The 20185-nt window shown below is 71.1% G+C and carries 16 protein-coding genes; 8 read left to right on the top strand and 8 right to left on the bottom strand.

The features are described 5' to 3' along the window. Window positions 1-38: 38 nt before the first annotated feature. Window positions 39-1064 carry an isopenicillin N synthase family dioxygenase gene (locus OG741_RS18035; protein ID WP_405599097.1) on the top strand — a complete coding sequence of 342 codons (1026 nt, stop codon included), beginning with the start codon at window positions 39-41 and terminating at the stop codon, window positions 1062-1064. On the opposite strand, the gene OG741_RS18030 is transcribed toward OG741_RS18035, so the two are convergent. Continuing rightward, window positions 1043-2143 (bottom strand): citrate synthase 2, encoded by a 1101-nt coding sequence (locus tag OG741_RS18030; protein WP_405599094.1) that lies wholly within the window; start codon window positions 2141-2143, stop codon window positions 1043-1045. The genes OG741_RS18035 and OG741_RS18030 overlap by 22 nt on opposite strands. A gap of 346 nt (window positions 2144-2489) precedes the next feature. Between OG741_RS18030 and pdxH the strand changes: the two genes are divergently transcribed. Both pdxH and OG741_RS18020 read left to right on the top strand, forming a co-directional pair. Further along, complete coding sequence (pdxH, locus tag OG741_RS18025; protein WP_405605633.1) at window positions 2490-3131, top strand: pyridoxamine 5'-phosphate oxidase; 642 nt, start codon at window positions 2490-2492, stop codon at window positions 3129-3131. A 366-nt stretch (window positions 3132-3497) separates the two neighbouring features. Continuing rightward, window positions 3498-4877: a PAS domain-containing protein gene (locus tag OG741_RS18020; RefSeq protein ID WP_405599092.1), complete on the top strand. Its 1380-nt coding sequence runs from the start codon at window positions 3498-3500 to the stop codon at window positions 4875-4877. Window positions 4878-4908: 31 nt separating this feature from the next. Here OG741_RS18020 and OG741_RS18015 read toward each other — a convergent pair whose 3' ends face one another. After that, entirely contained in the window at window positions 4909-5664 is a 756-nt protein-coding gene (locus OG741_RS18015) for an SIS domain-containing protein (protein WP_405599090.1), read from the bottom strand. A gap of 234 nt (window positions 5665-5898) precedes the next feature. Here OG741_RS18015 and OG741_RS18010 point away from each other — a divergent pair, with 234 nt between their 5' ends. Then, window positions 5899-6591 (top strand): metal-dependent transcriptional regulator, encoded by a 693-nt coding sequence (locus OG741_RS18010; protein ID WP_266481488.1) that lies wholly within the window; start codon window positions 5899-5901, stop codon window positions 6589-6591. Window positions 6592-7154: 563 nt separating this feature from the next. Continuing rightward, a complete protein-coding gene (locus OG741_RS18005; RefSeq protein ID WP_405605631.1) occupies window positions 7155-8018 on the top strand; it encodes an alpha/beta fold hydrolase in 864 nt (287 codons plus the stop codon). Between the two features lie 174 nt (window positions 8019-8192). Here OG741_RS18005 and OG741_RS18000 read toward each other — a convergent pair whose 3' ends face one another. Further along, window positions 8193-8672 (bottom strand): subtilase-type protease inhibitor, encoded by a 480-nt coding sequence (locus OG741_RS18000; RefSeq protein WP_405599088.1) that lies wholly within the window; start codon window positions 8670-8672, stop codon window positions 8193-8195. A 445-nt stretch (window positions 8673-9117) separates the two neighbouring features. On the opposite strand from OG741_RS18000, the gene OG741_RS17995 reads away from it, so the two are divergent. Continuing rightward, the gene (locus OG741_RS17995; RefSeq protein ID WP_405599086.1) at window positions 9118-11223 is read left to right on the top strand and encodes a hypothetical protein; all 2106 of its coding nucleotides are present in this window, start codon (window positions 9118-9120) and stop codon (window positions 11221-11223) included. 37 nt (window positions 11224-11260) lie between these two features. Here the strand turns inward: OG741_RS17995 and OG741_RS17990 are convergent, their stop codons facing one another. The 4 genes from OG741_RS17990 to OG741_RS17975 all read right to left on the bottom strand — a co-directional run bounded on the left by OG741_RS17990 (window position 11261) and on the right by OG741_RS17975 (window position 15341). Next, on the bottom strand, window positions 11261-12100 hold the full coding sequence (locus OG741_RS17990) for a hypothetical protein (RefSeq protein WP_405599083.1): 840 nt from the start codon (window positions 12098-12100) through the stop codon (window positions 11261-11263). A 61-nt stretch (window positions 12101-12161) separates the two neighbouring features. Next, window positions 12162-13757, bottom strand: coding sequence for a transporter (locus OG741_RS17985; protein ID WP_405599081.1), 1596 nt, complete (start codon window positions 13755-13757; stop codon window positions 12162-12164). Continuing rightward, on the bottom strand, window positions 13754-14575 hold the full coding sequence (locus OG741_RS17980) for an ABC transporter ATP-binding protein (protein ID WP_405599078.1): 822 nt from the start codon (window positions 14573-14575) through the stop codon (window positions 13754-13756). Before OG741_RS17980 ends, OG741_RS17985 begins: the two co-directional genes overlap by 4 nt. A 67-nt stretch (window positions 14576-14642) precedes the next feature. After that, a complete protein-coding gene (locus OG741_RS17975) occupies window positions 14643-15341 on the bottom strand; it encodes a bifunctional DNA primase/polymerase (RefSeq protein WP_405599077.1) in 699 nt (232 codons plus the stop codon). A 245-nt stretch (window positions 15342-15586) separates the two neighbouring features. Between OG741_RS17975 and OG741_RS17970 the strand changes: the two genes are divergently transcribed. Then, entirely contained in the window at window positions 15587-16969 is a 1383-nt protein-coding gene (locus OG741_RS17970; RefSeq protein ID WP_405599074.1) for a transcriptional regulator, read from the top strand. 140 nt (window positions 16970-17109) lie between these two features. Continuing rightward, on the top strand, window positions 17110-18807 hold the full coding sequence (locus OG741_RS17965) for a hypothetical protein (protein ID WP_405599072.1): 1698 nt from the start codon (window positions 17110-17112) through the stop codon (window positions 18805-18807). Window positions 18808-18860: 53 nt separating this feature from the next. Here the strand turns inward: OG741_RS17965 and OG741_RS17960 are convergent, their stop codons facing one another. After that, a complete protein-coding gene (locus tag OG741_RS17960) occupies window positions 18861-20177 on the bottom strand; it encodes an ABC transporter substrate-binding protein (RefSeq protein WP_405599070.1) in 1317 nt (438 codons plus the stop codon). Window positions 20178-20185: the final 8 nt, after the last annotated feature.

Raw genomic sequence — 20185 nt, 5'->3', positions numbered from 1 at the left:
CGGCCCCATGGGACCCCGTACACCCCGCGGATGCATCCATGTCGTACCTTCAGCTCCCCGTCATCGACCTCTCGGCCGCCGACCGCGGCCCCCAGGCCCGGGCCCTGCTGCACGCCCAGCTGCACAGTGCCGCCCACGACGTCGGTTTCTTCCAGCTCACCGGCCACGGCGTCACCGAGGCCGAAACCGCCGCCCTCACCAGCGCCATGCGAGCCTTCTTCGCGCTGCCCGAAGCCGACCGGCTCGCCATCGACAACATCAACTCGCCGCACTTCCGCGGCTACACGCGCATCGGCGACGAACGCACCGGCGGCGCCCAGGACTGGCGCGACCAGCTCGACATCGGCGCCGAACGGCCCGCCCACGTGCCCGGCCCCGGCGAACCCGCCTACTGGTGGCTGCAGGGACCCAACCAGTGGCCCGCCGCCCTGCCCCAACTGCGTACCGCCGCACTCACCTGGATCGACCGGCTCAGCTCCGTCGCCGACAGGCTGCTGCACGAACTGCTCGCCGCCATCGGCGCGCCCCCCGGCTTCTACGACGACGTCTTCGGCGACCGCGCCCACCTCCACCTCAAGCTGGTGCGCTACCCGGGCAGCGGCCCCGAGGGCGGCCAGGGCGTCGGCGCCCACAAGGACTACGGCTTCCTCACCCTGCTGCACCAGGACGAGATAGGCGGACTCCAGGTCGAACGCGGGGACGGGCAGTTCCACGAGGTGCCGCCGCTGCCCGGTGCCTTCGTCGTCAACCTCGGCGAACTCCTCGAAGTCGCCACCAACGGCTACCTCAAGGCCACCAACCACCGCGTGGTCAGCCCGCCCGGAGCCGTCGAGCGCTACTCCGTGCCGTTCTTCTACAACCCGCGCCTGGACGCCCGTATCGAACCGCTGTCCTTCCCGTACGCGGCGAACGCGCCGGGCGTGACGGCGGACCCGGCGAACCCGCTGTTCGCGGAGTACGGCCGCAACGAACTCAAGGGGAAACTGCGGGCACACCCGCTGGTCGCCGCCCGCCACCACGCGGACCTGCTGAACCAGGAGCGTCAGCCCGCGATGTCCTCGTAACCGACGATCTCGCGCGGGTCCCGCGCCGCAGGACCGACATAGCGCGCCGACGGCCGCACCAGGCGGCCCGTGCGCTTCTGCTCCAGGATGTGCGCCGACCAGCCGGCCGTACGGGCACAGGTGAACATCGACGTGAACATGTGCGCCGGGATCTCCGCGAAGTCCAGCATGATCGCCGCCCAGAACTCCACGTTCGTCGCCAGAACCCGGTCCGGGCGCCGATTGTGCAGCTCGTCCAGCGCGGCCCTCTCCAGTGCCTCGGCCACCTCGAACCGCGGCGCGTCCAGCTCCTTGGCCGTACGGCGCAGGACCCGCGCCCGCGGGTCCTCGGCGCGGTAGACCCGGTGCCCGAAGCCCATCAGCCGCTCGCCCTTGTCCAGAGCCCGCTTCACATACGCCGTCGCGTCTCCCGTGCGCTCGATCTCCTCGATCATCCCGAGCACACGGGAGGGAGCACCACCGTGCAGCGGCCCCGACATGGCGCCGACCGCGCCGGAGAGCGCCGCCGCGACATCCGCGCCCGTGGAAGCGATCACGCGCGCGGTGAACGTGGAGGCGTTCATTCCGTGCTCGGCGGCCGAGGTCCAGTACGCGTCCACAGCCTTGACGTGCCGCGGGTCCGGCTCACCGCGCCAGCGGATCATGAACCGCTCCACGACGGACTCCGCCTTGTCGATCTCGCTCTGCGGCACCATCGGCAGCCCCTGGCCGCGCGCCGACTGGGCGACGTACGACAGAGCCATCACCGCGGCACGGGCCAGATCGTCACGGGCCTGCGCCTCGTCGATGTCCAGCAGCGGCCTCAGACCCCACACCGGGGCGAGCATCGCCAGCGCCGACTGCACATCGACACGGATGTCACCGGAGTGCACGGGAATCGGGAAGGGCTCGGCGGCCGGCAGACCGGGGTTGAACGCGCCGTCGACCAGCAGCCCCCACACATTCCCGAACCCGACGTGGCCGACAAGATCCTCGATGTCGACACCTCGGTAGCGCAGGGAGCCGCCCTCCTTGTCGGGTTCGGCGATCTCCGTCTCGAACGCGACGACTCCTTCGAGTCCAGGTACGAAGTCGGACATCAGGCGGCTCCTCAAGATGTGTACGACGAGCAGGGGTCGGAGTGGATCTGTCACTCCGGTGATGCCCCGTGCGGGAGGTGGTCACCCAACCGGCGGGGAGGCAGGCACGATATCCCCTGCTGTAGGGAGGCCACAGCGGCCCGACCCAAGATTTTGGCGGGTCCGCCTCATGCGGGGAAGCGTGACATCCGGCACACTGCCGCGTTCCGGACGGGCAGGATTAGCGGCACTCCGTGCCGGGCAAACTCGGCCCCTGCGGCAATATGGCCCCGTGACCGACCACGCCGCCCCGAACCCGGTTCCCGACGCCCCGCAGCCCGATCCGCTGCCGTACGACCCCGCCGTCATGCGCAAGCAGTACCGCTCCACACCGCTGCTGGAGACGGATCTGGCCGACGACCCCATGGAACAGTTCGCCCACTGGTTCGAGGAGGCCGCGTTCGCCGGTCTGCACGAACCGAACGCCATGATCGTCTCCACCGCGACACCCGACGGCCACCCGTCCTCGCGCACGGTGCTGCTCAAGCAGTACGACGCGCACGGCTTCGTCTTCTACACCAACTACGGCTCCCGCAAGGGCCAGGAACTCGCCGCCAACCCGCACGTCGCCCTGCTCTTCCCCTGGCACCCGCTGGCCCGCCAGGTCATCGTCACGGGCACGGCGGCCCGCATCGGCCGCGACGAGACGGCCGCGTACTTCCGAAGCCGCCCGCACGGCTCGCAGCTGGGCGCCTGGGCGAGCGAACAGTCCTCGGTGATCGGCTCACGCGACGACCTGCTGCGCAGATACGAGGAGCTGGCCACCCGCTACCCCGAGGGCGAACAGATCCCGGCCCCGCCGGAGTGGGGCGGCTACCGGGTCGAACCGCAGGCGATGGAGTTCTGGCAGGGCCACGAGAACCGGCTGCACGACAGGCTGCGGTATGTCGGTACGGGGGCGGAGGGGGCTGAGGCACCGGCGTGGCAGGTGGAGCGGCTGGCGCCGTGACGTCCGGGTGCCCGGAAACGCAGAAACCCGCGGGCTCTGGTCCCTCCTTGCGGAGGAGCCGGCCGGACATACCGGCGAGCCCGCGGGTCGGTGACTGCTTGGAATTTCGGCCGACGGTCAGTCGGCTGCACACAGAGTGCGACGACGGGCCGTCAGCCCGCAGCCACCTCACGAGTCCGAGAAGAAATCACTTCCGGAGCACCTCCTTTCATGTGTGCCCCACACCTTAGGAACCGGTCCGGGACCTCACAAGCGAATTTCCGGGAGGCAACGATTTCCGGGAACAGGGTGTGTCCTGTGTCACGTTCCAGTTGAATGATCTGACGTGCACAGTTCGCGCGGACACGTCCTGCCAGGGGGTTCAGGATGAGTGCTTCCAGGAGTGAGACCACCAGTGCGCTGGGGCCCGACGAGCCGGACCGGGAGGGCGCGGGGTTGGACGATTCTGCGCCGGTGCCCGGGTCGGAGTTGCTCGCGGCGCTGCTCGACGGGATGGATGCCGCCCTGTGCGCTTTCGACGCCGGCGGCACGATCACGCACTGGAACCGTGAGGCGGAGCGGATTCTCGGCTGGTCGTCCGAGGAGGCCGTGGGGCGGCGCGGGTTCGCCGGGTGGGCGGTGCGGACCGCGGATGCCGGGGAGGTGCAGGGGCGGCTGATGGCCGCGATGGACGCTCCCGGGCGGCAGGTCCATGAGTTCGCGCTGCTGCGCAAGGACGGCGGGCGGGTTCTCGTACGGACCCAGTCGGCGCGGGTGCTGGGCGCGGACGGGAAGCCCGCGGGGGTGTACTGCGCGTTCAGCGAGGTGCATGCGCAGATCGATCTGGAGCGGTCCATCGCGCTGAGCGAGGCGCTGTTCGACGACGCGTCCTGGGGTGTGGTCCTGGTCGATGTGGATCTTCGGCCGACCGTCGTCAACAGCTATGCGGCGCGCGCGCTGGGCGCGGGGCGTACGTCTCCGCTCGGGCGGCCGCTGGGTGAGCTGGTCGTCCAGGGCGTCGAGGAGCTGGAGGGCGCGCTCCATCATGTGCTGGCGGAGGGCGCGCCGCGGGGCCTTGCGGAGCTGTGGGTGACGCTGAGCACGACGCAGGGGGAGCGGCGCCGGTGCTGGCGGAGTGGTTTTCTGCGGCTGGCCTCGCCGCTGGCGGAGGAGCCGGTGCCGCTCGGGGTGGGGTGGCTGTTCCACGACGTGACGGAGTCGAAGCTGGCGGAGCAGGAGGCGGACCGGCTGCGCTTCCGGTCGAGTCAGCTGCACCGGGCCGGGCGGGCCGCGGCGGAGTGCGAGGACCCGATGGAGGCGGCGACGGCGTATCTGGACTTCGCGCTGGCGGGTTTCGCGGACCATGCGCTGCTCGATCTGATGGAGCCGGACGGTGAACGCCTGGTCCGCGCGGCGGCGACCCCGTCTGGTGCGCCGGGCCCGTGCGTCCCGGTGGCGGGCGGCGGCTTCCCGGTCCGCTATTCGCCGGGCCACCCGGCGCTGCAGGCGGCCGACCGCAATGGTTCGGTCCGGGCGAGCGCGCCCGCGTCGGCGGCGGGTGACTGGGCGGCGGACCGCCAGTGGCCGCGGGACGCGGTGCACGCGCTGTGCACGGTGCTGCGGAGCCGGGGGCGGACGCTGGGCGTGGTGACGTTCCTGCGGGGGGCGAGCCGGCCGGCGTTCGAGCGGGCGGACGCGATGTACGCGGAGAGTGTGGCGGTGCTGGCGGCGGCGTCGCTGGATCTGGCGGGGCGGGCGGAGGAGTAAGGGCGCGTGGAACCGGGGGTCCGGCGTGGACCTAGTGCCGGAAGAAGATGCGGTCCCTGTACTCCGTCATCACGCGTCCGTTCCAGTCGTGCCCGCCGTCCACGTTCCCCGAGCGCAGCAGCGGCGGCTCGATCCCCCGCTCCACGAGCTGCTCGGCCGCCGCCGCCATCGTCGCCTGCATCAGCGCGCTGGTGACGACGGTGGACGCGGGCGCGAACGGCGCTTCGATGCCTTCGTGCGTGAGCTCCGCGTCGCCGACCGCGATCTTCGAGTCGAGGACGATGTCGCAGTGGTCCTTCAGGAAGGTGCCGGAGACATGCCGGGACTTGGTCTCTTCCGCGTACGCCACCGACGTCACGCCGATGACCTTGAGTCCGAGCGCCCGCGCGTTCATGGCCATCTCGACGGGCAGGGCGTTGCGCCCGGACAGGGAGATGATCACGAGGACGTCGCCGGACCTGGCGGGGCTGGAGTCCAGGACCGCGCCCGCGAGCCCCTCCACGCGTTCCAGTGCCGAGCCCAGTGTCGCGGGCATGACGTCGACGCCCACCACGCCGGGGACGGCGAGCAGGTTCATCAGGGCGAATCCGCCCGCGCGGTAGACGACGTCCTGCGCGGCGAGTGAGGAGTGCCCGGCGCCGAAGGCGAAGAGGCGGCCGCCCGCGGCGACGGTGTCGGCGATCGCGGCCCCGGCGTCGGCGACGTTCGCGGCCTCCTCGTCCCGTACGCGCTGCAGCAGACCGATCGCGGCGTCGAAGAACTGACCGGCCAGCTTGCTCTCGCTCATCGCCGAGCCCTTTCCGTGGGGTGGGAACGCGGATGGGTACGTAAGGAGTACGCAGACGGGCCGCTGGGGGAATACCAGTGCCGTCGATCACGTTGCGGTCTGGACCATTCCCCTGTCAATACGCTCTCACCGACGGGCTTCCCCGGGCACGGCACGGTTGTCGGTGGGATGCGCAAGAATTGAGTCGGGGCCAGCGCACGACTGATTTTCAAGTCACAGCATCGAGGGGCACGTATGTCCGGACTGATCGACACGACGGAGATGTATCTCCGCACCATCCTCGAACTGGAAGAGGAAGGTGTGGTGCCCATGCGCGCCCGTATCGCTGAGCGGCTCGACCAGAGCGGCCCGACGGTGAGCCAGACCGTGGCGCGTATGGAACGGGACGGCTTGGTGCAGGTCGCGGGCGACCGCCACCTGGAGCTGACCGAGGAGGGCCGGCGGCTGGCGACGCGCGTGATGCGCAAGCACCGGCTCGCCGAGTGTCTGCTCGTCGACGTGATCGGCCTGGAGTGGGAGCAGGTCCATGCGGAGGCGTGCCGCTGGGAGCATGTGATGAGCGAGGCGGTGGAGCGGCGGGTGCTGGAGCTGCTGCGCCACCCGACGGAGTCTCCGTACGGGAACCCGATCCCGGGCCTGGAGGAGCTGGGCGAGAAGGCGGAGGCCGACCCCTTCCTCGACGACGGCATGGTCTCGCTGGCCGATCTGGACCCGGGCGCGGACGGCAAGACCGTGGTCGTACGCCGAATTGGCGAGCCGATCCAGACGGACGCGCAGCTGATGTACACACTGCGGCGGGCGGGCGTGCAGCCCGGTTCGGTGGTCAGCGTGACGGAGTCCGCGGGCGGAGTGCTGGTGGGCAGCAGTGGGGAGGCGGCGGAGCTGCAGGCGGATGTCGCCTCGCATGTCTTCGTGGCCAAGCAGTAGGGCGGTCGCCGGCGTCGGCCTGTAGCTGTTGTTCACCCGCCAGTAACCGTTTTCCGTCCGGAATGGCAGCGCCCGGGCGAATCGCGTGCCAGGCTGTGGCTGAGGCATATGACCCGTGGCCGGGGTGGGAGTCCACCCGGCGAAGCCAGGGGGAGGATCACGGTATGCGCCCGTCGTACGCCCCGCGCGCACCGCAGCGTGCTCAGCACATCCCGTGCACCGCGTACCGCCTGTGCATCGTGCACAGCCCGAGCGTCCCGATCGACGACCCGTACGTCCCTTCTTCAGGGGAAGGCCCCGGCGCCCATGGGCGCCGGGGCCCGTCCTCCCCTGTGCTGACCCGGAGCCCCGAGCTCTCAAGGTCAATCCCCTCGGACCCTCTTCCCCGAGCGGCCCGCCTCCCGCTGAAGATCTCCCCACGGCCACGTGAGTCAATCCTCGAGCACGGTCACTCGAACGAGCGGTGTTGCGCGCCAGAACGCGGTTTTCGAATATAGGTTCGATAGTCTGGCAGGACGAGACGGAGCTCGACCACCGGGGGAGAGAAGGGGGTGCCAGGCCAGATGGTGCGGCGCATCGATGTGACCGGAGCCGAGGGCGTACGCCTGGCTGCCTGGGAGTTCGCGGATCCGCCCAAGGGGCGCGGCGAGGCGGAACGCTCCCCCGGGGTATTACTGCTCCACGGCCTGATGGGCCGTGCCTCGCACTGGGCGTCGACGGCCCGCTGGCTGGCCGAGCGCCACCGGGCGGTCGCCCTCGACCAGCGCGGCCACGGCCGCAGCGACAAGCCGGCGGAGGGCCCCTTCACCCGCGAGGCGTACGTCGCCGACGCGGAGGAAGCGGTCGAACAGCTGGGGCTGGCCCCGGTGACCCTGATCGGCCACTCGATGGGCGCGCTGACCGCCTGGCAGCTTGCGGCCAAGCGACCGGACCTCGTCCAGGCCCTGATCATCTGCGACATGCGGGCCTCGGCGCTCGGGGCGGCCTCGCAGCGCGAATGGGAGGACTGGTTCCGCTCCTGGCCGGTCCCCTTCGCGACGCTCGCGGACGTACGGAAGTGGTTCGGCGAGGACGACCCCTGGGTGGAGCGCAACAATCCGGCCCGCGGTGAGTTCTTCGCGGAGGTCATGGCGGAGCGGGCGGACGGCTGGCGGCCGGTCTTCTCCCGGCGCCAGATGCTCAAGTCCCGCGAGACCTGGGTCCATGACGCGCACTGGGATGAACTGGCCCAGGTCCAGTGCCCGACGCTGGTGGTCCGCGGCCTGGACGGCGAACTCGGCCGCGCGGAGGCCCAGGAGATGGTGCGGGTCCTGCCGCGGGGTCAGTACGGGGAGGTGGCGGACGCCGGCCACCTGGTGCACTACGACCAGCCGGAGGGCTGGCGGACGGCGATCGAGCCGTTCCTCGACGGCGTCCTGACGCCATGAGCCCGGCCTGATCGACCGGACAGGGCCCTAGTCCCTGCGGGGATGGGGACCGCCATCAGCCGTGACGGCAACGGCTGGGCGGTCGGCGAGGCGGGCCTCGTGACGTTCAGGTTCGAGGCCGTCTACTGCGGGGGAGCGCTGACGGCCTCGTGGAACGTCGGGTGGGCGGACCGGTCAGAACGAGAAGACCGCGCCGTCGCCCATGCGTCCTTCCATCTCGCACGGGTTGCCGTACATGGCCGACCAGTCGACCCGCTTGCCCTGCCAGACACCCTGGGCGCTGATCACCACGGGGTTCCACTGGCGCGTACACATCTTGTGCGAGGTCTCCTCCGCCAGCGCGGTGAACTGGCCGTCGACGAGGCGCAGTTCCGTGCACGCGGCCGCGGCGGCGGGATGCGTGCCGTCGGGGCGCGGGGCGCAGGTCAGGGTGACGGCGCGCTCCACCGTGGCGGTCGCGGCGGTCTCGCCCATGCCGATCGTGAGGACGAGGGCCGAGGGGGCGTACAGGCTCTTCGCCTGTGCGGGCTGCTGAGTGGGCTGCGTGGCCTGCGTGGGCTGGGCGGCCTGGGCGACGCCGGTCGCCGTGGTGCCGGTCAGCACAAGTGCAGATGCCGTGGCGACTGCGGCGACTGTGTTTCGGATGTAACGCATGTGTGAAAACTCCTTCGCTCGAGGGGTGATTGCGGTCGGGAGTCTTGCGCATGCGGACAGTGAGTGCACATCGATCGCGCGTTTCCGGCCGCGTACGTTCGTTCGGTGGTGACCGAATGGTCGTTCGGGCAGCTCGGGGCGGGTGCGGAGGGGTGTCCAGCATGTGGACGATCTTCGGTGGTGCAAGAGAAAACTATCTTCTGAGCTGCGCAGATGTACGGACGACCCTCCGTGCGAGAAGGCCGCATCGTCTGGAAACTGCCGCTGGGTCAGGGGTGTTGCGACGGCCGTGAGTTCCGCCTTCGGGGGCGGAGCGTATACGGGTGCTAATCCTTCCGACACGCCGAGCGGCGAGACATTCTGATCCGACCCGTGCGAGATCGCTGACGGTCCGTGGATTCCGCATCTACCTTGAGTACGGTCTCCGAGTCTCAGGGAGTGACGCATGGAACGCAGGCGGTTATTGCATGCCGGGGCCGGGTTCGCCCTGGCGTCCGTGGCGGGGCAGATCGCGGTCCCGGGCACGGCGAAGGCCGACCCCGCAGGCACCACCAGCACGGCAGACCCAGCCGGCCGAGCCGGCGCGACCAGCACCACCGGTGACACGAGTACGACCACTGGGGCGGAGGACTGTTCGGGTCCTCCCCTCTCGACCTACGGCGTCGCATCGTTGACGGCCGCGATAGTAGGCATGACAACCCTCGGCGACCGCGCGTACGTCGTCGCCCGCGGTCAGAGCCCGCCGCTCCTCGGCGAGATCGATCTGACGTCCAGAACCCTCACCAGAACCGTCCGGCTCGGGCGCGGCGAGGGCGGCTGGGCGGCGACCGTATCGGGCGGGCAGGTCTACCTCGGGACCTATCCGTTCCCGGACATCTACCGCTTCGACCCGGCCACCGGCGAGGTGAAGCTGATCGGCACGGTGGGCCCGTCGGGCGGTTTCGTCTGGTGTCTGACCACGGCGCCCGACGGCACGGTCTATGCGGGCACGTCGCCGCGCGGCGAAGTGTGGGAGTACAAGCCGGCCACCGGCACCCTGCGCAATCTCGGCAACGCCGTGCCCGGCCAGCAGTACGTGCGCGCGATCACCGCCGACGACCGGTACGTCTACGCGGGCACGCTGCCGTCCGGCTATGTCGTCGCGTACGACCGGACGACCGGCGTGAAGACGAACCTCACGCCGACGCCCTACGGCGGCGCGGCCGCAATGATCGCCCGCGGCGGCCGGGTGATCGCGGCGCTCACCAAGTCCCTCGTCGACATGGCGCCCGACGGCAGCGACGCACGGGTGATCGCGACGCCCGCGGCGGAGCGGCTGATAGACGCGATGACGATGACGGAGGACGGCACGCTGTACTGCGTCGGCCGCCCCACCGGCACCGTCTACCGGCGGGACGGCGACACGCTCGTGCCCGTCGTCGCGCCGGTGAGCGGCGACGAGCACCGCGCGCTGATCCCGCTCGACGGGGGCAGGACTCTGCTCGGCGGCGCGGGCAGCGGCCGGCTCTGGTGGCTCGATGTGGCCGGCGGCCAGTCGGACATACTGGAGCTGATCGACGCGGGCCTGTCAGGGCCGGATCCCGTGCAGTCCATGACGTACGGGTCGCACGGGTCGGTCCACGTCGGCGGGCACTTCTCGATCACGACACACCGGCCGGAGCGCGGCACGCCCAAGCGGGTCAGGGTCGCGGGCGAGCCGAAACAGCTGCGGGTGATCGACGGCAAGGTGTACGCGGCGATGTACCCGAGCACCGAGGTGATCGAACTCGACCCGGACCGCGGCAGGGTCAAGTCACTGGGCTTCATCGACCACGAACAGCAGCGGCCCACGGACTTCGCGCGCTTCGGCCGCGAACGCCTGCTGCTGTCGAGCGCCCCGGGCGTCGGCCTGCTCAAGGGCGCGCTGACCGTGGTGGACACCTGGCGGTGCAGACTCCAGGTCTACCGGGACGTCATCGTCGACCAGAGCGTGATGTCGGTCGCGCTGGACGACCGGCACGGCTGCCCGATCGCGTATCTCGCCGGTGACACCTGGGGCGGCGGCAGCGTGCCGCCGACCCGGCCGAGCGCGACGATCGCCGCTTTCGACCTGCGGCGCCGCGAGGTGCTGTGGGAGGTCGCACCGGTCGAGGGGTACGCGAGCATTCAGCACATCGAGGTGTGTGACGGTGTGCTGTACGGGGTCTACAAGCGCCTCGCGGGCGCCTGGTTCGCCATGGACCTCCAGACGCGCACGGTCCTGCGGACGGGCAAACTGCCGAGCTACGGCGAACTGAGCGTCCACCGCGGCCAGGTGTACGCCTCGGTGTTCGGCGGGCTGGTCTACCGGCTCGGACCGGGGCTCGACGAGCCCCAGGTGGTGCTCGGCGGCCTCGGTGACGGCTGGTACAACCCGCCGCAGCTGGCCTGGGAACGGTCGTCCTGGTACGCCTGGGGCGTCGCAGGCCGCGACCTGGCCAGGCTCCGGCTGAATCCGTCGTGCCCGAGCGGGGTCGATACGAGGGTGCGGCCGCCGGACGAGGCAATACTGGAGTCGCTGCTCGCGAACTGAGCGATCAGGGACCCGCGTTGCGCCGTAGGGAAACCCGTCAGCCGATCGGCTGGCGGGTTTCCGTACGTACCTTCACCGTCGCCTCCGCCACGGCCTTGAGGTCGACCTCCTGGGGGGACTGCTTCGCGGTCTCGGGCGTGACGATGGCCACCGACGCACTGGTGTTGCCGTCGGCCCAGGCGCACATCGGGAGCGTGGCCTTCCCGCCCGTGGTCTGCTGAGTGACCACCACCTGGCAGCTCACCGGCACCTCCGAGCCGGCCGGAGTGAAGTCCGCCGCAGGGACGACGATGGTGGAGCCGTCCGCCTGCCCGGCGCCCGCCAGCAGTTTCGTACGGGCCAGATCAGGGTCCTTGATACGGCCGTGCAGGCCCGAGATGACCAGGACACCGGACTCGGACGCCGACACATACTGGGCCACGGAGCCCCGGGGGTCGCGGATATTCGCCTCGCTCGTTCCCGCCAGCGCGCCCTGGTGCTTGTCCGACTGGTCGTCGGCGAGCTTGTATTTTCCGTCGAGCAGCGTCGGGGGGAGGGTGAGCCGGTACTCCGCCTTCGGGAAGCCCGCGCCCGTGGCTCGTTCTCCGGCGGGACGAATGACGTTGTTCACCAGCCAGGCAACAGCGACGAGTGCCGCGATGGACCCCACCACGATGCTGAGGACCATGACGGTGCGGTCCTTCTTCGGCGGCGGTACGGGAGGCGCCATCGGCAGGCCGCCCCAGCCGCCGGGGCCGCCCGCACCCGGGTAGGGCTGCTGCTGATACGGGCCGGCAGGCGGCCCCCCGTACCCCTGCGGGTTCTGCGGGTACTGAGGCTGCTGCGGGTTCTGCGGATACTGCGGCTGCGTGTAGGGGTTCGGGGGCGGCGTAGACATGATCGTCACGCTATCCGCACGCCACCACACGCGGGCGCCCGCCCCCTCAACCCTCCCCGGCTCAGCCCTTGCTGACCGCCGCCAGGATCTCGGGCAGCCGGTTCGCCGTCCGCGGCGCCGCCATCCGTACGCCCGCCCAGCCGATCAGCAGGCCGTACGCCGCGCCCACCGGCAGCAGCACCCAGGTCGCCGACTGGCCGCTCGCCGCGTGCAGCAGGATCGTAATGGTGATCACCGGCGCGCACAGCACGGCTGCCGAGATCATGCCGCCGAAGATCGAGATCCAGGCGAGCCCGACCTGCCCGGCTGCGACGTTCTTGTACGCGCTGTCCTGCGGGATCGAGTAGGGGAAGCGCGCGGAGGCCACCGCGCCCGTCGCCAGCATCGCGCCCAGCAGCGCGAAGGACAGGCCGAGCACCTCCAGCAGGGCCTTCCAGTTGCCCAGCAGCGACGCGGTGAGCACCGTGACGAGCGCCGTGTACGGAAGGGTGATCACGAGCAACGCCAGGGCGCGGGCACGCAGTTCGGTGTAGGCGTCCTTCGTGGACGAGATGGTCAGCGCGACCATCCAGAACGCCGAGGTGTCCTGCCCGAACTGGTTGTACATCTGGATGCCGAGCATCCCCGCCGCGAAGCAGGCGAAGTAGATCGAGCCGGTGCCCTGAAGGGCGTTGAACAGCGGCACGATCAGACCGATCGCCAGCGCCGTCACCCAGGCCGCCTTGGTCTTCGGGTCACGCCACACATAGCGCAGGCTGCGCTGCATCACCGTGCCCGTACGGCCCTCGGGCAGCAGACGGTGGAAGCCGGAGGCGGACTCCTTGCGGGTCGGCTCGGACGCCGCCGCCAGGGTCGAGCCGTCCGGGGTCGTCATCAGCTTCGTCAGGCTGCGCTCCCAGGAGCCCAGCAGCAGGGCCAGGGCGAGGACGGACAGGGCGAGTTGGGCGACCGCGGCCCCGTACGATCCCTCGCTCGCCGAGTCCACCGCGCCGATCGCGGACGCCGGCGGAAGCCACCGTACGACCGCCGTCACCGGGTCGAGCGCCGAGAGGCCGCCCGCGTCGCCGAGGCGCTGGGCGCCGAAGTTGACGATCTGGATGCCCACCGCGATCACCAGTCCGCTGAGCACGGCCAGGTCGCGGCCCTTGCGCGAGGTCAGCAGGCGGATGTTGGCGGCGGCGACTGCCCGCGCGAGCGCCACGCACACCAGCAGCGTGAGCGGCACGGCGATCACGGACACCACAACCGCCGTCGCACCGTGAGCGATCGCGAACACGGAACCGACCGCCAGACAGAGCGTGAACAGCGGCCCGATGCCCACCAGCGAGGCCGCCAGCAGCGCCGAGACCAGCGGGCGCGGCCGCAGCGGCAGCATCACCAGACGCGTCGGGTCGAGCGTCTCGTCGCCGCTCGGGAAGAACAGCGGCATGACCGCCCAGCCAAGGGCGAGCACCCCGGTCAGCAGCACGACCACCGACGCCGCGTGATCGTTTCCGCGCAGTGCGATCAGGCCGATGAGCTGGAGCGCCGCGAAGAGCAGCGTGACGACGGCGGACGAGATGTACGCGGCCCTGCGGCCCGACGACTGGCGCAGGCCGTTGCGCAGCAGCGACAGCTTGAGGCGGACGAAGACCGGGGTGAGTGCGGAGGTGCTCACCTGGCGCCACCGCCGCCGAGCCAGTCCAGGGACGCCCCGTGGTCCCGGCCGTTCGCGCCCACCAGCTCCAGGAAGGCGCTCTGCAGCGAGGGCGCGTCGCCGCGTACCTCGGCCAGCGGTCCCTGCGCGCGGATACGGCCCGCCGCCATCACCGCCACCCAGTCGCACAGCGACTCCACCAGCTCCATCACATGGCTGGAGAAGACGACGGTGGCACCCGAGGCGGTGTACCGCTCCAGGACCCCGCGGATGGTCTGCGCCGAGACCGGGTCGACGCCCTCGAAGGGCTCGTCCAGGAACAGCACTTCGGGATTGTGGAGCAGCGCGGCTGCGAGACCGATCTTCTTGCGCATGCCCGTCGAGTAGTCGACGACCAGCTTGTGCTGCGCGCCCGCCAGGTCCAGTACGTCGAGCAGCTGCGCCGCGCGCCGGTCGACCTCCTCGCCCGGCAGCCCCCGCAACCGCCCGTTGTACGCGAGCAGTTCACGGCCCGAGAGCCGCTCGAACAGGCGCAGGCCCTCCGGCAGTACGCCGATGCGGGACTTCACCTCGACCGGGTCGCGCCACACGTCGTGGCCCGACACCTCGACCCTGCCCTGGTCGGGCCGGAGCAGGCCGGTCACCATCGACAGGGTTGTCGTCTTGCCCGCGCCGTTCGGGCCGACCAGGCCGATGAACCTGCCCGCGGGGAGCGTGAGATCGATACCGGCGACCGCGATCTGCTCGCCGAACCTCTTCCATAGTCCCTCAACGCGAACGGCGGGCGGCGCTGTTCGCGCTCCGCCCGCCGTCTCGGCTCCAATTGCCTGGTCCGGCATGGTGCCCCTGCCCTTCGATGTCCCCGTATGTATGTCTGTACGGGGACCACCTTATGTACGGCGCGACCTAACCGCGCCGGGCCCGTTCCGCTGCCGCATCCCGCCCGCACGCGTAGGCCAGGGGGCTGATCAACTCCTCCGCGTCCGGCAGCCATCGGTTGGCCGGGGTGGGGCGGCGCGCCCACTGCACCGCGCCGTATCCGCCGATCCGGGTCGGCGGGGCGGCGACATAATGGCCCTCGCCCCTCGCGATCAGATCGATGCCGCTCGGCGTCCAGCCGAGGGTGCTGATCATGTCGGGGATCTTGGGCGCCGCTCCTGGCAGTACGAAGAACAGCATCCGGCGGTCGGGGGTGCAGGTCACCGGGCCCAGCGGGAGGTCCATCCGCTCCAGGCGCGCCAGCGCCAGGAAGCCCGCCGACTCCGGGACTTCGAGAGCGTCGAAGGTGCGGCCCGTCGGCAGCAGGATCGAGGCCCTGGAGTGTTTCGACCACAGCCGGCGTGCGGCGACCGCGCTTCCTGTCGCCTGATTCGCCCAGTCCGGCCTGACCGGGTGGGCGCCGGGCGCCGGGCACGCTGTGTCGCCGCACGAGCAGAGTTCCCTGCCCTCCACCGCCTCCAGCCAGGTGCCGGGGAACACGTCCCAGTGCCGCTCTTCCGCGTACCGCACGGCATTGTCCAGCAGCTGCTCACCTCGCTGTTGGGGGATCCGTGCGGCTTCCGTGAGTCCGATGGTCTCTTCCACGTCACACTCAACTCCCGCCATCACCTTGAGTTACGGGCGGGTCTCGGGCGGGGCCCGGAGCATCGATCCTGCACGCAGGGCGCATGGGTGCACGGGCGGGGGCGCGCATGCGGCGGGGCCGCGGCGGGCGGGTACCCACTCGCAATGGGCGTCACGCGGACCGGGGCGTCAGGGAAAAACCCGACCAACTCAGTCCAAGTCTGCATTGTCCGACATCCGCCGGGCATTGATCACTTCATGGATCACCGCGGCCTCAGGGGGTAATCATGGCAGCCAGGCCTCTCGTCGCCCGACAACCGAACGAACGGTTGCAGGCGCTCATTCAGGAAGCCGGGTGTTCCAACGCCGGCCTCGCCCGTCGAGTCAACATGGTGGGAGCCGAGCGGGGTCTTGACCTCCGCTACGACAAGACATCGGTGGCGCGCTGGCTGCGCGGACAGCAGCCGCGCGGCCGGGCGCCGGGAATCATCGCGGAGGCGCTGGGCCGCAAACTCGGGCGCACGGTCACGATCGACGAGATCGGCATGGCGAACGGCAAGAACCTCGCGTCGGGCGTCGGACTGCTCTTCTCGCCGACCGTGCTGGGCGCCATCGAGCAGGTCTGCGAGCTGTGGCGCAGCGACGTCGGCCGCCGCGACTTCCTGTCCGGCTCCGCGGTCGCCGCGTCCGCTCTCGTCGAGCCGAGCCGCGACTGGCTGATCACCGGCGCGGACAGTCAGGTGGCGCGTACGGCAGGGGCGCGGGTGGGGGCCTCGGACGTCGAAGCGGTACGGGCGATGACGGCGGCGCTCACCGAGCTGGACCACCGCTTCGGCAGCGGACATGTCCGGCCGGTCGTCGTGCACTACCTGAACAGTGTGGTCTCCGGGCTGCTCTCGGGCTCGTACCGCGAATCGGTCGGCCGTGAACTGTTCGCCGCGGCGGCCCGGCTGACGGAACTCGCCGGATATATGGCCGTCGACACCGGCCAGCCCGGTCTCGCCCAGCGCTACTACATCCAGGCGCTGCGCCTGGCCCAGGCGGCGGGCGACCGGGGATACGGCGGCTATGTGCTGGCCGCCTCCATGAGTCATCTGGCGGCCCAGCTCGGGAATCCGCGCGAGATCGCCCAGCTGGCGCGGGCCGCTCAGGAAGGAGCCCGGGGGAGGGTCACGCCGAGGGCCCAGGCGATGTTCCTGGCGGCCGAGGCGCGCGGGCACGCCCTGCTCGGGGACGCCCGCACCTGCCACGAGGTGGCGGGGAAGGCGGTGCGCGCGCTGGAGCAGGCCGAGCCGTCGGCGGGCGACGACCCCGCCTGGATCGCCCACTTCGACCGGGCTTATCTCGCGGACGAGCTGGCGCACTGCTATCGCGACCTCGGCCAGCCGGAGGCGGCCGCGCGCCATGCGTCGGACGCGCTGGACGGTCTGCCGGAGTCGCGGGCCAGGCGGCGGGCGATCGGGCTCGTCCTGCTGGCCACCGCGCAGGTGCAGCAGCGGGAGGTCGAGGAGGCCTGTCACACGGGCACGCGCGCGGCGGAGCTGCTGGGCACGCTGCGCTCCAGCCGGGGTTCGGAGTACCTGGACGATCTCCAGCAGCGGCTGGAGCCGTACGCGGACGAGCCGTCGGTCCGCGAGTTCGGGGCGCGTCTCGAGCTCCAGGCGGCGTGAGGGGGATCGCGGGGTATCGCCGGGCAATACCAGCGTCTTGTGCAGCAGTCTTGTCACCGCTCCCACGCGTGTGTGCGGAGCGGCCGAGTCACCCGGTAGCGTGAGCCGTCGATTCCGTAGGTCCACACGTAGGAGTCCCGGTGACGCAAAGCGGACAGGGTGACGAGCAGCAGCAGCCTGCAGCTCGGCCCGCGCACGAAGGCGTCGTGCTGCCCGCCGACGGAAGCGAGCCCTGGATACCGGGCTCCGAGGCTCAGGCCTCTCCGGCGGGCGGCCGTCCGTGGGGCGAGCCGTGGGGACCGCAGCAGGGTGGACCGGGTGCGCCTGGTATGCCGGATATGTCCGGCGGTCAGGACGTCCAGGGTGCGCAGGACGCTTGGGGCCAGGCCCCGCAGCCCGGGTACGGCGGTCAGCCGCAGGAGCCTCAGCCGGGGTACGGCGCGCACGCGCAGCAGCAGGGCGCGCATGCATTGCCGCCGCACGAGCCTGCCGCCCAGTCCGGGTACGGCGGCCAGGCGCTGCCCGCGCCCGGCGCGCCCGCCCAGTCCGGGTACGGCGGCCAGGCGCTGCCTCCCGCCGGGGCGCCGTCACAGGGACCTGCCCCGCACGGCGGGTACGGCGGTCAGGCGCTGCCCCCGCAGAGCCCCGCCGCGCAGAGCGGATACCCGCAGGGCCCGGCCCCGGACGCCGAGTACGGCACGCAGGTGCTGCCCGCGCAGCCCGGTGCGTACGGCGCGCAGCAGTCGCAGCCTCAGCCTCAGTCGCAGCCGCTGCCGGACGCCCTGCCCCCGCACGCCGCCGCCGGCGCGGACTCCGACGCCACGCAGTACATCCCTCCCGTCGCCCCGGGCGCGCCGCCGGGCCAGAACCCCGCCGAGTCGACGCAGTTCCTCGGCGCCGTGCCCGGCCGGGGGCCCGCCTCGGGGCCCGACGCCGATGCCACGCAGTACATCGCGCCGGTTCCGCCCGCGCCCAGCGCCGCGCCCTTCGGGATCCGGCCGGGGGCTCCGGGGGACAGGCAGCCTCCCGCGGAGTTCGACAGCCTCTTCCGTACGGACGCGCCCGGGGGCCGGATTCCGGACTCCACCCAGCAGTTGCCCCGCTACGAGGCGCCCCGGGTGCAGTTCCAGCAGCCACGCCAACACCAACAGCAGTACCAGCAGCCGCAGTACGAGCCGCACGACCTCGACCCCGAGCCCCGCGCGCGCAAGTCCTCGCGCACGCCGGTCATCGCGGCGGTCGTCGTCGGCTGTGCCGTACTCGGACTCGGCGTCAGCATGGTGATGTTCAACGGGGACGACAAGAAGGACGACTCCGGCACCGGCAAGAACGTCGCCGCCACGTCCCCCGCCCCGAGCGGCAGCCCCCAGTCCGCCGCCGACCCCGCCAAGGCGCAGGCCGAGGCGCTCGACAAGCTTCTCGCGGACAGCAACAACAGCCGCTCCGTGGTGATCCGCTCGGTCGAGAACATCAAGCGGTGCCAGAACCTGGACCAGGCGACCACCGATCTGCGGGGCGCCGCGCAGCAGCGCCGCGGTCTGGTGACCCGGCTGGACGGTCTGACCGTCGACAAGCTGCCCAGCCACGACGAGTTGACCTCGGCGCTCACCAGGGCCTGGCAGGCGTCCGCGTCGGCGGACGACCACTACGCCGCCTGGGCCCAGCAGGTCAAGGACAAGAAGGGCTGCAAGGACGGCAAGGCGCGCAACACCGGCCAGACCGCCCTGGCCAACCGCGCCAGCGGTGACGCGAGCAAGGCCAAGAAGGAAGCTTCGGGGCTCTGGAACGACATCGCCGCCAAGTACGGGCTCACCAAGCGGCGCAGCGAGCAGCTGTAGAAGCGGCCGCGGTGGTCAAAGGGCCTCAGAGCACCCCAGGGCCTCAGAAGGTCTCAGAGGGTCGAGGATTCCGTCAGCGTCTTGGTGACGTCCACGAAGCCCGGCTTCTGCGCCACCAGCCGCCCGCCGCGCACCACTTGGAAGGTCACGCTGCGGTTGACGATCCGCGGGAAGCTGGGCGCGCCGAGCATGTCGTCGTACTCCCACCGCAGGGTGGGCGTGAGCCCGCCGGTCGACACCTGCACCCCGTTGTCCAGAGCCTTGGAGATCATGCCCGGGGTGATCTTGTCCGCGTTGAGCGACTTGATGACCGTCCGCAGCACGGTGTAGGCGATCCAGGTGGTCTGGACGCCCGCGTCGGCGGGGTCGATGCGGTTGTCGCCGAAGGCGTGGGCGCGGATGACCTTCTCCATCTCGGTCCAGCGCGCATCGCCCGCGTCCGGGTACCAGCCGGTGACGTACGCGCCTTCGAGCGGGCCGTTGCGGCCGCCGGTGCGGTCGATGAGCGGCTGGCCGACGCTGCCCATGACGGAGGAGATCCGGATCTTGCGGTTGTCCTCGGGCAGTCGCCGGAAGGAGTCGACGAAGGTCTCGGTGCGGTCCCCGAGTGCCGCCGTCACACATCCGGGGCGGTCCGACCCGAACGTGATACCGGCCCCCGCCTTCTTGCGGGCCTGCGTGGCCTGCGAGGTGTAGTCGGTCGCGTCCTCGGCCGCCAGGATGTCGGTGGACTTGTCCCGGCTGCCCTCGGAGAGGCCGGAGTTGAGGAGCTGGGGCAGTTCGTCGCCCGCGAGGGTGTTGGGCCGTACCAGCGAGACCCGCTCGCACACGTCGGCGAGCTGCCGGCCGTTGCCCGCGAGAAGGGATGCCTGGCCGCCGTTGACGGGGTAGGAGAGGTAGCTGGTGAACTCCTCTCCGGATATCCCGTACCCGCCGATGTAGGGGATGCCCGCGGCCTCCAGGGGGGCCATGAACGCGTCGCCGTGCTGGCTGTAGGAGCCGACGACCGCGACCACGCCCTCCTTGACCGCGCGCCGGGCGCAGGCGGCGGCGCCGGTGGAGCTGTTCTCCTCGTTGCAGGAGATGACGCGAAGCTCGTGCCCGTCCAGGCCGTCCTGTGTCTTGGCCCACTTGGCATAGGCCTTCGCCATCGCGGGCATGCCGGGCATGTTCGTCGCCCGGGTGTCCTCGGGAGCGAAGGTCATCACCTTGACGGGCTCCCTGGAGCCCCCCGAGCCACCAGGGAGCACGCCACAGCCCGCGACCAGCGACGTTCCGGCCGCCACAGCTGCCGTGGTGGTCGTCCAAACGGCGCGAACCCGTGCGGTCCTGGAGGGGCGGGGGGAGGAGGAACGTCGCCAACCGGTCATGGTCAAGA

This window comes from Streptomyces sp. NBC_01410 (assembly GCF_045040195.1).
In the GTDB taxonomy this organism is placed as follows: Bacteria; Actinomycetota; Actinomycetes; order Streptomycetales; family Streptomycetaceae; genus Streptomyces.
The sequence above is the reverse complement of the archived record's forward strand: the minus strand, read 5'-3'. Positions and strand labels throughout refer to the sequence as shown.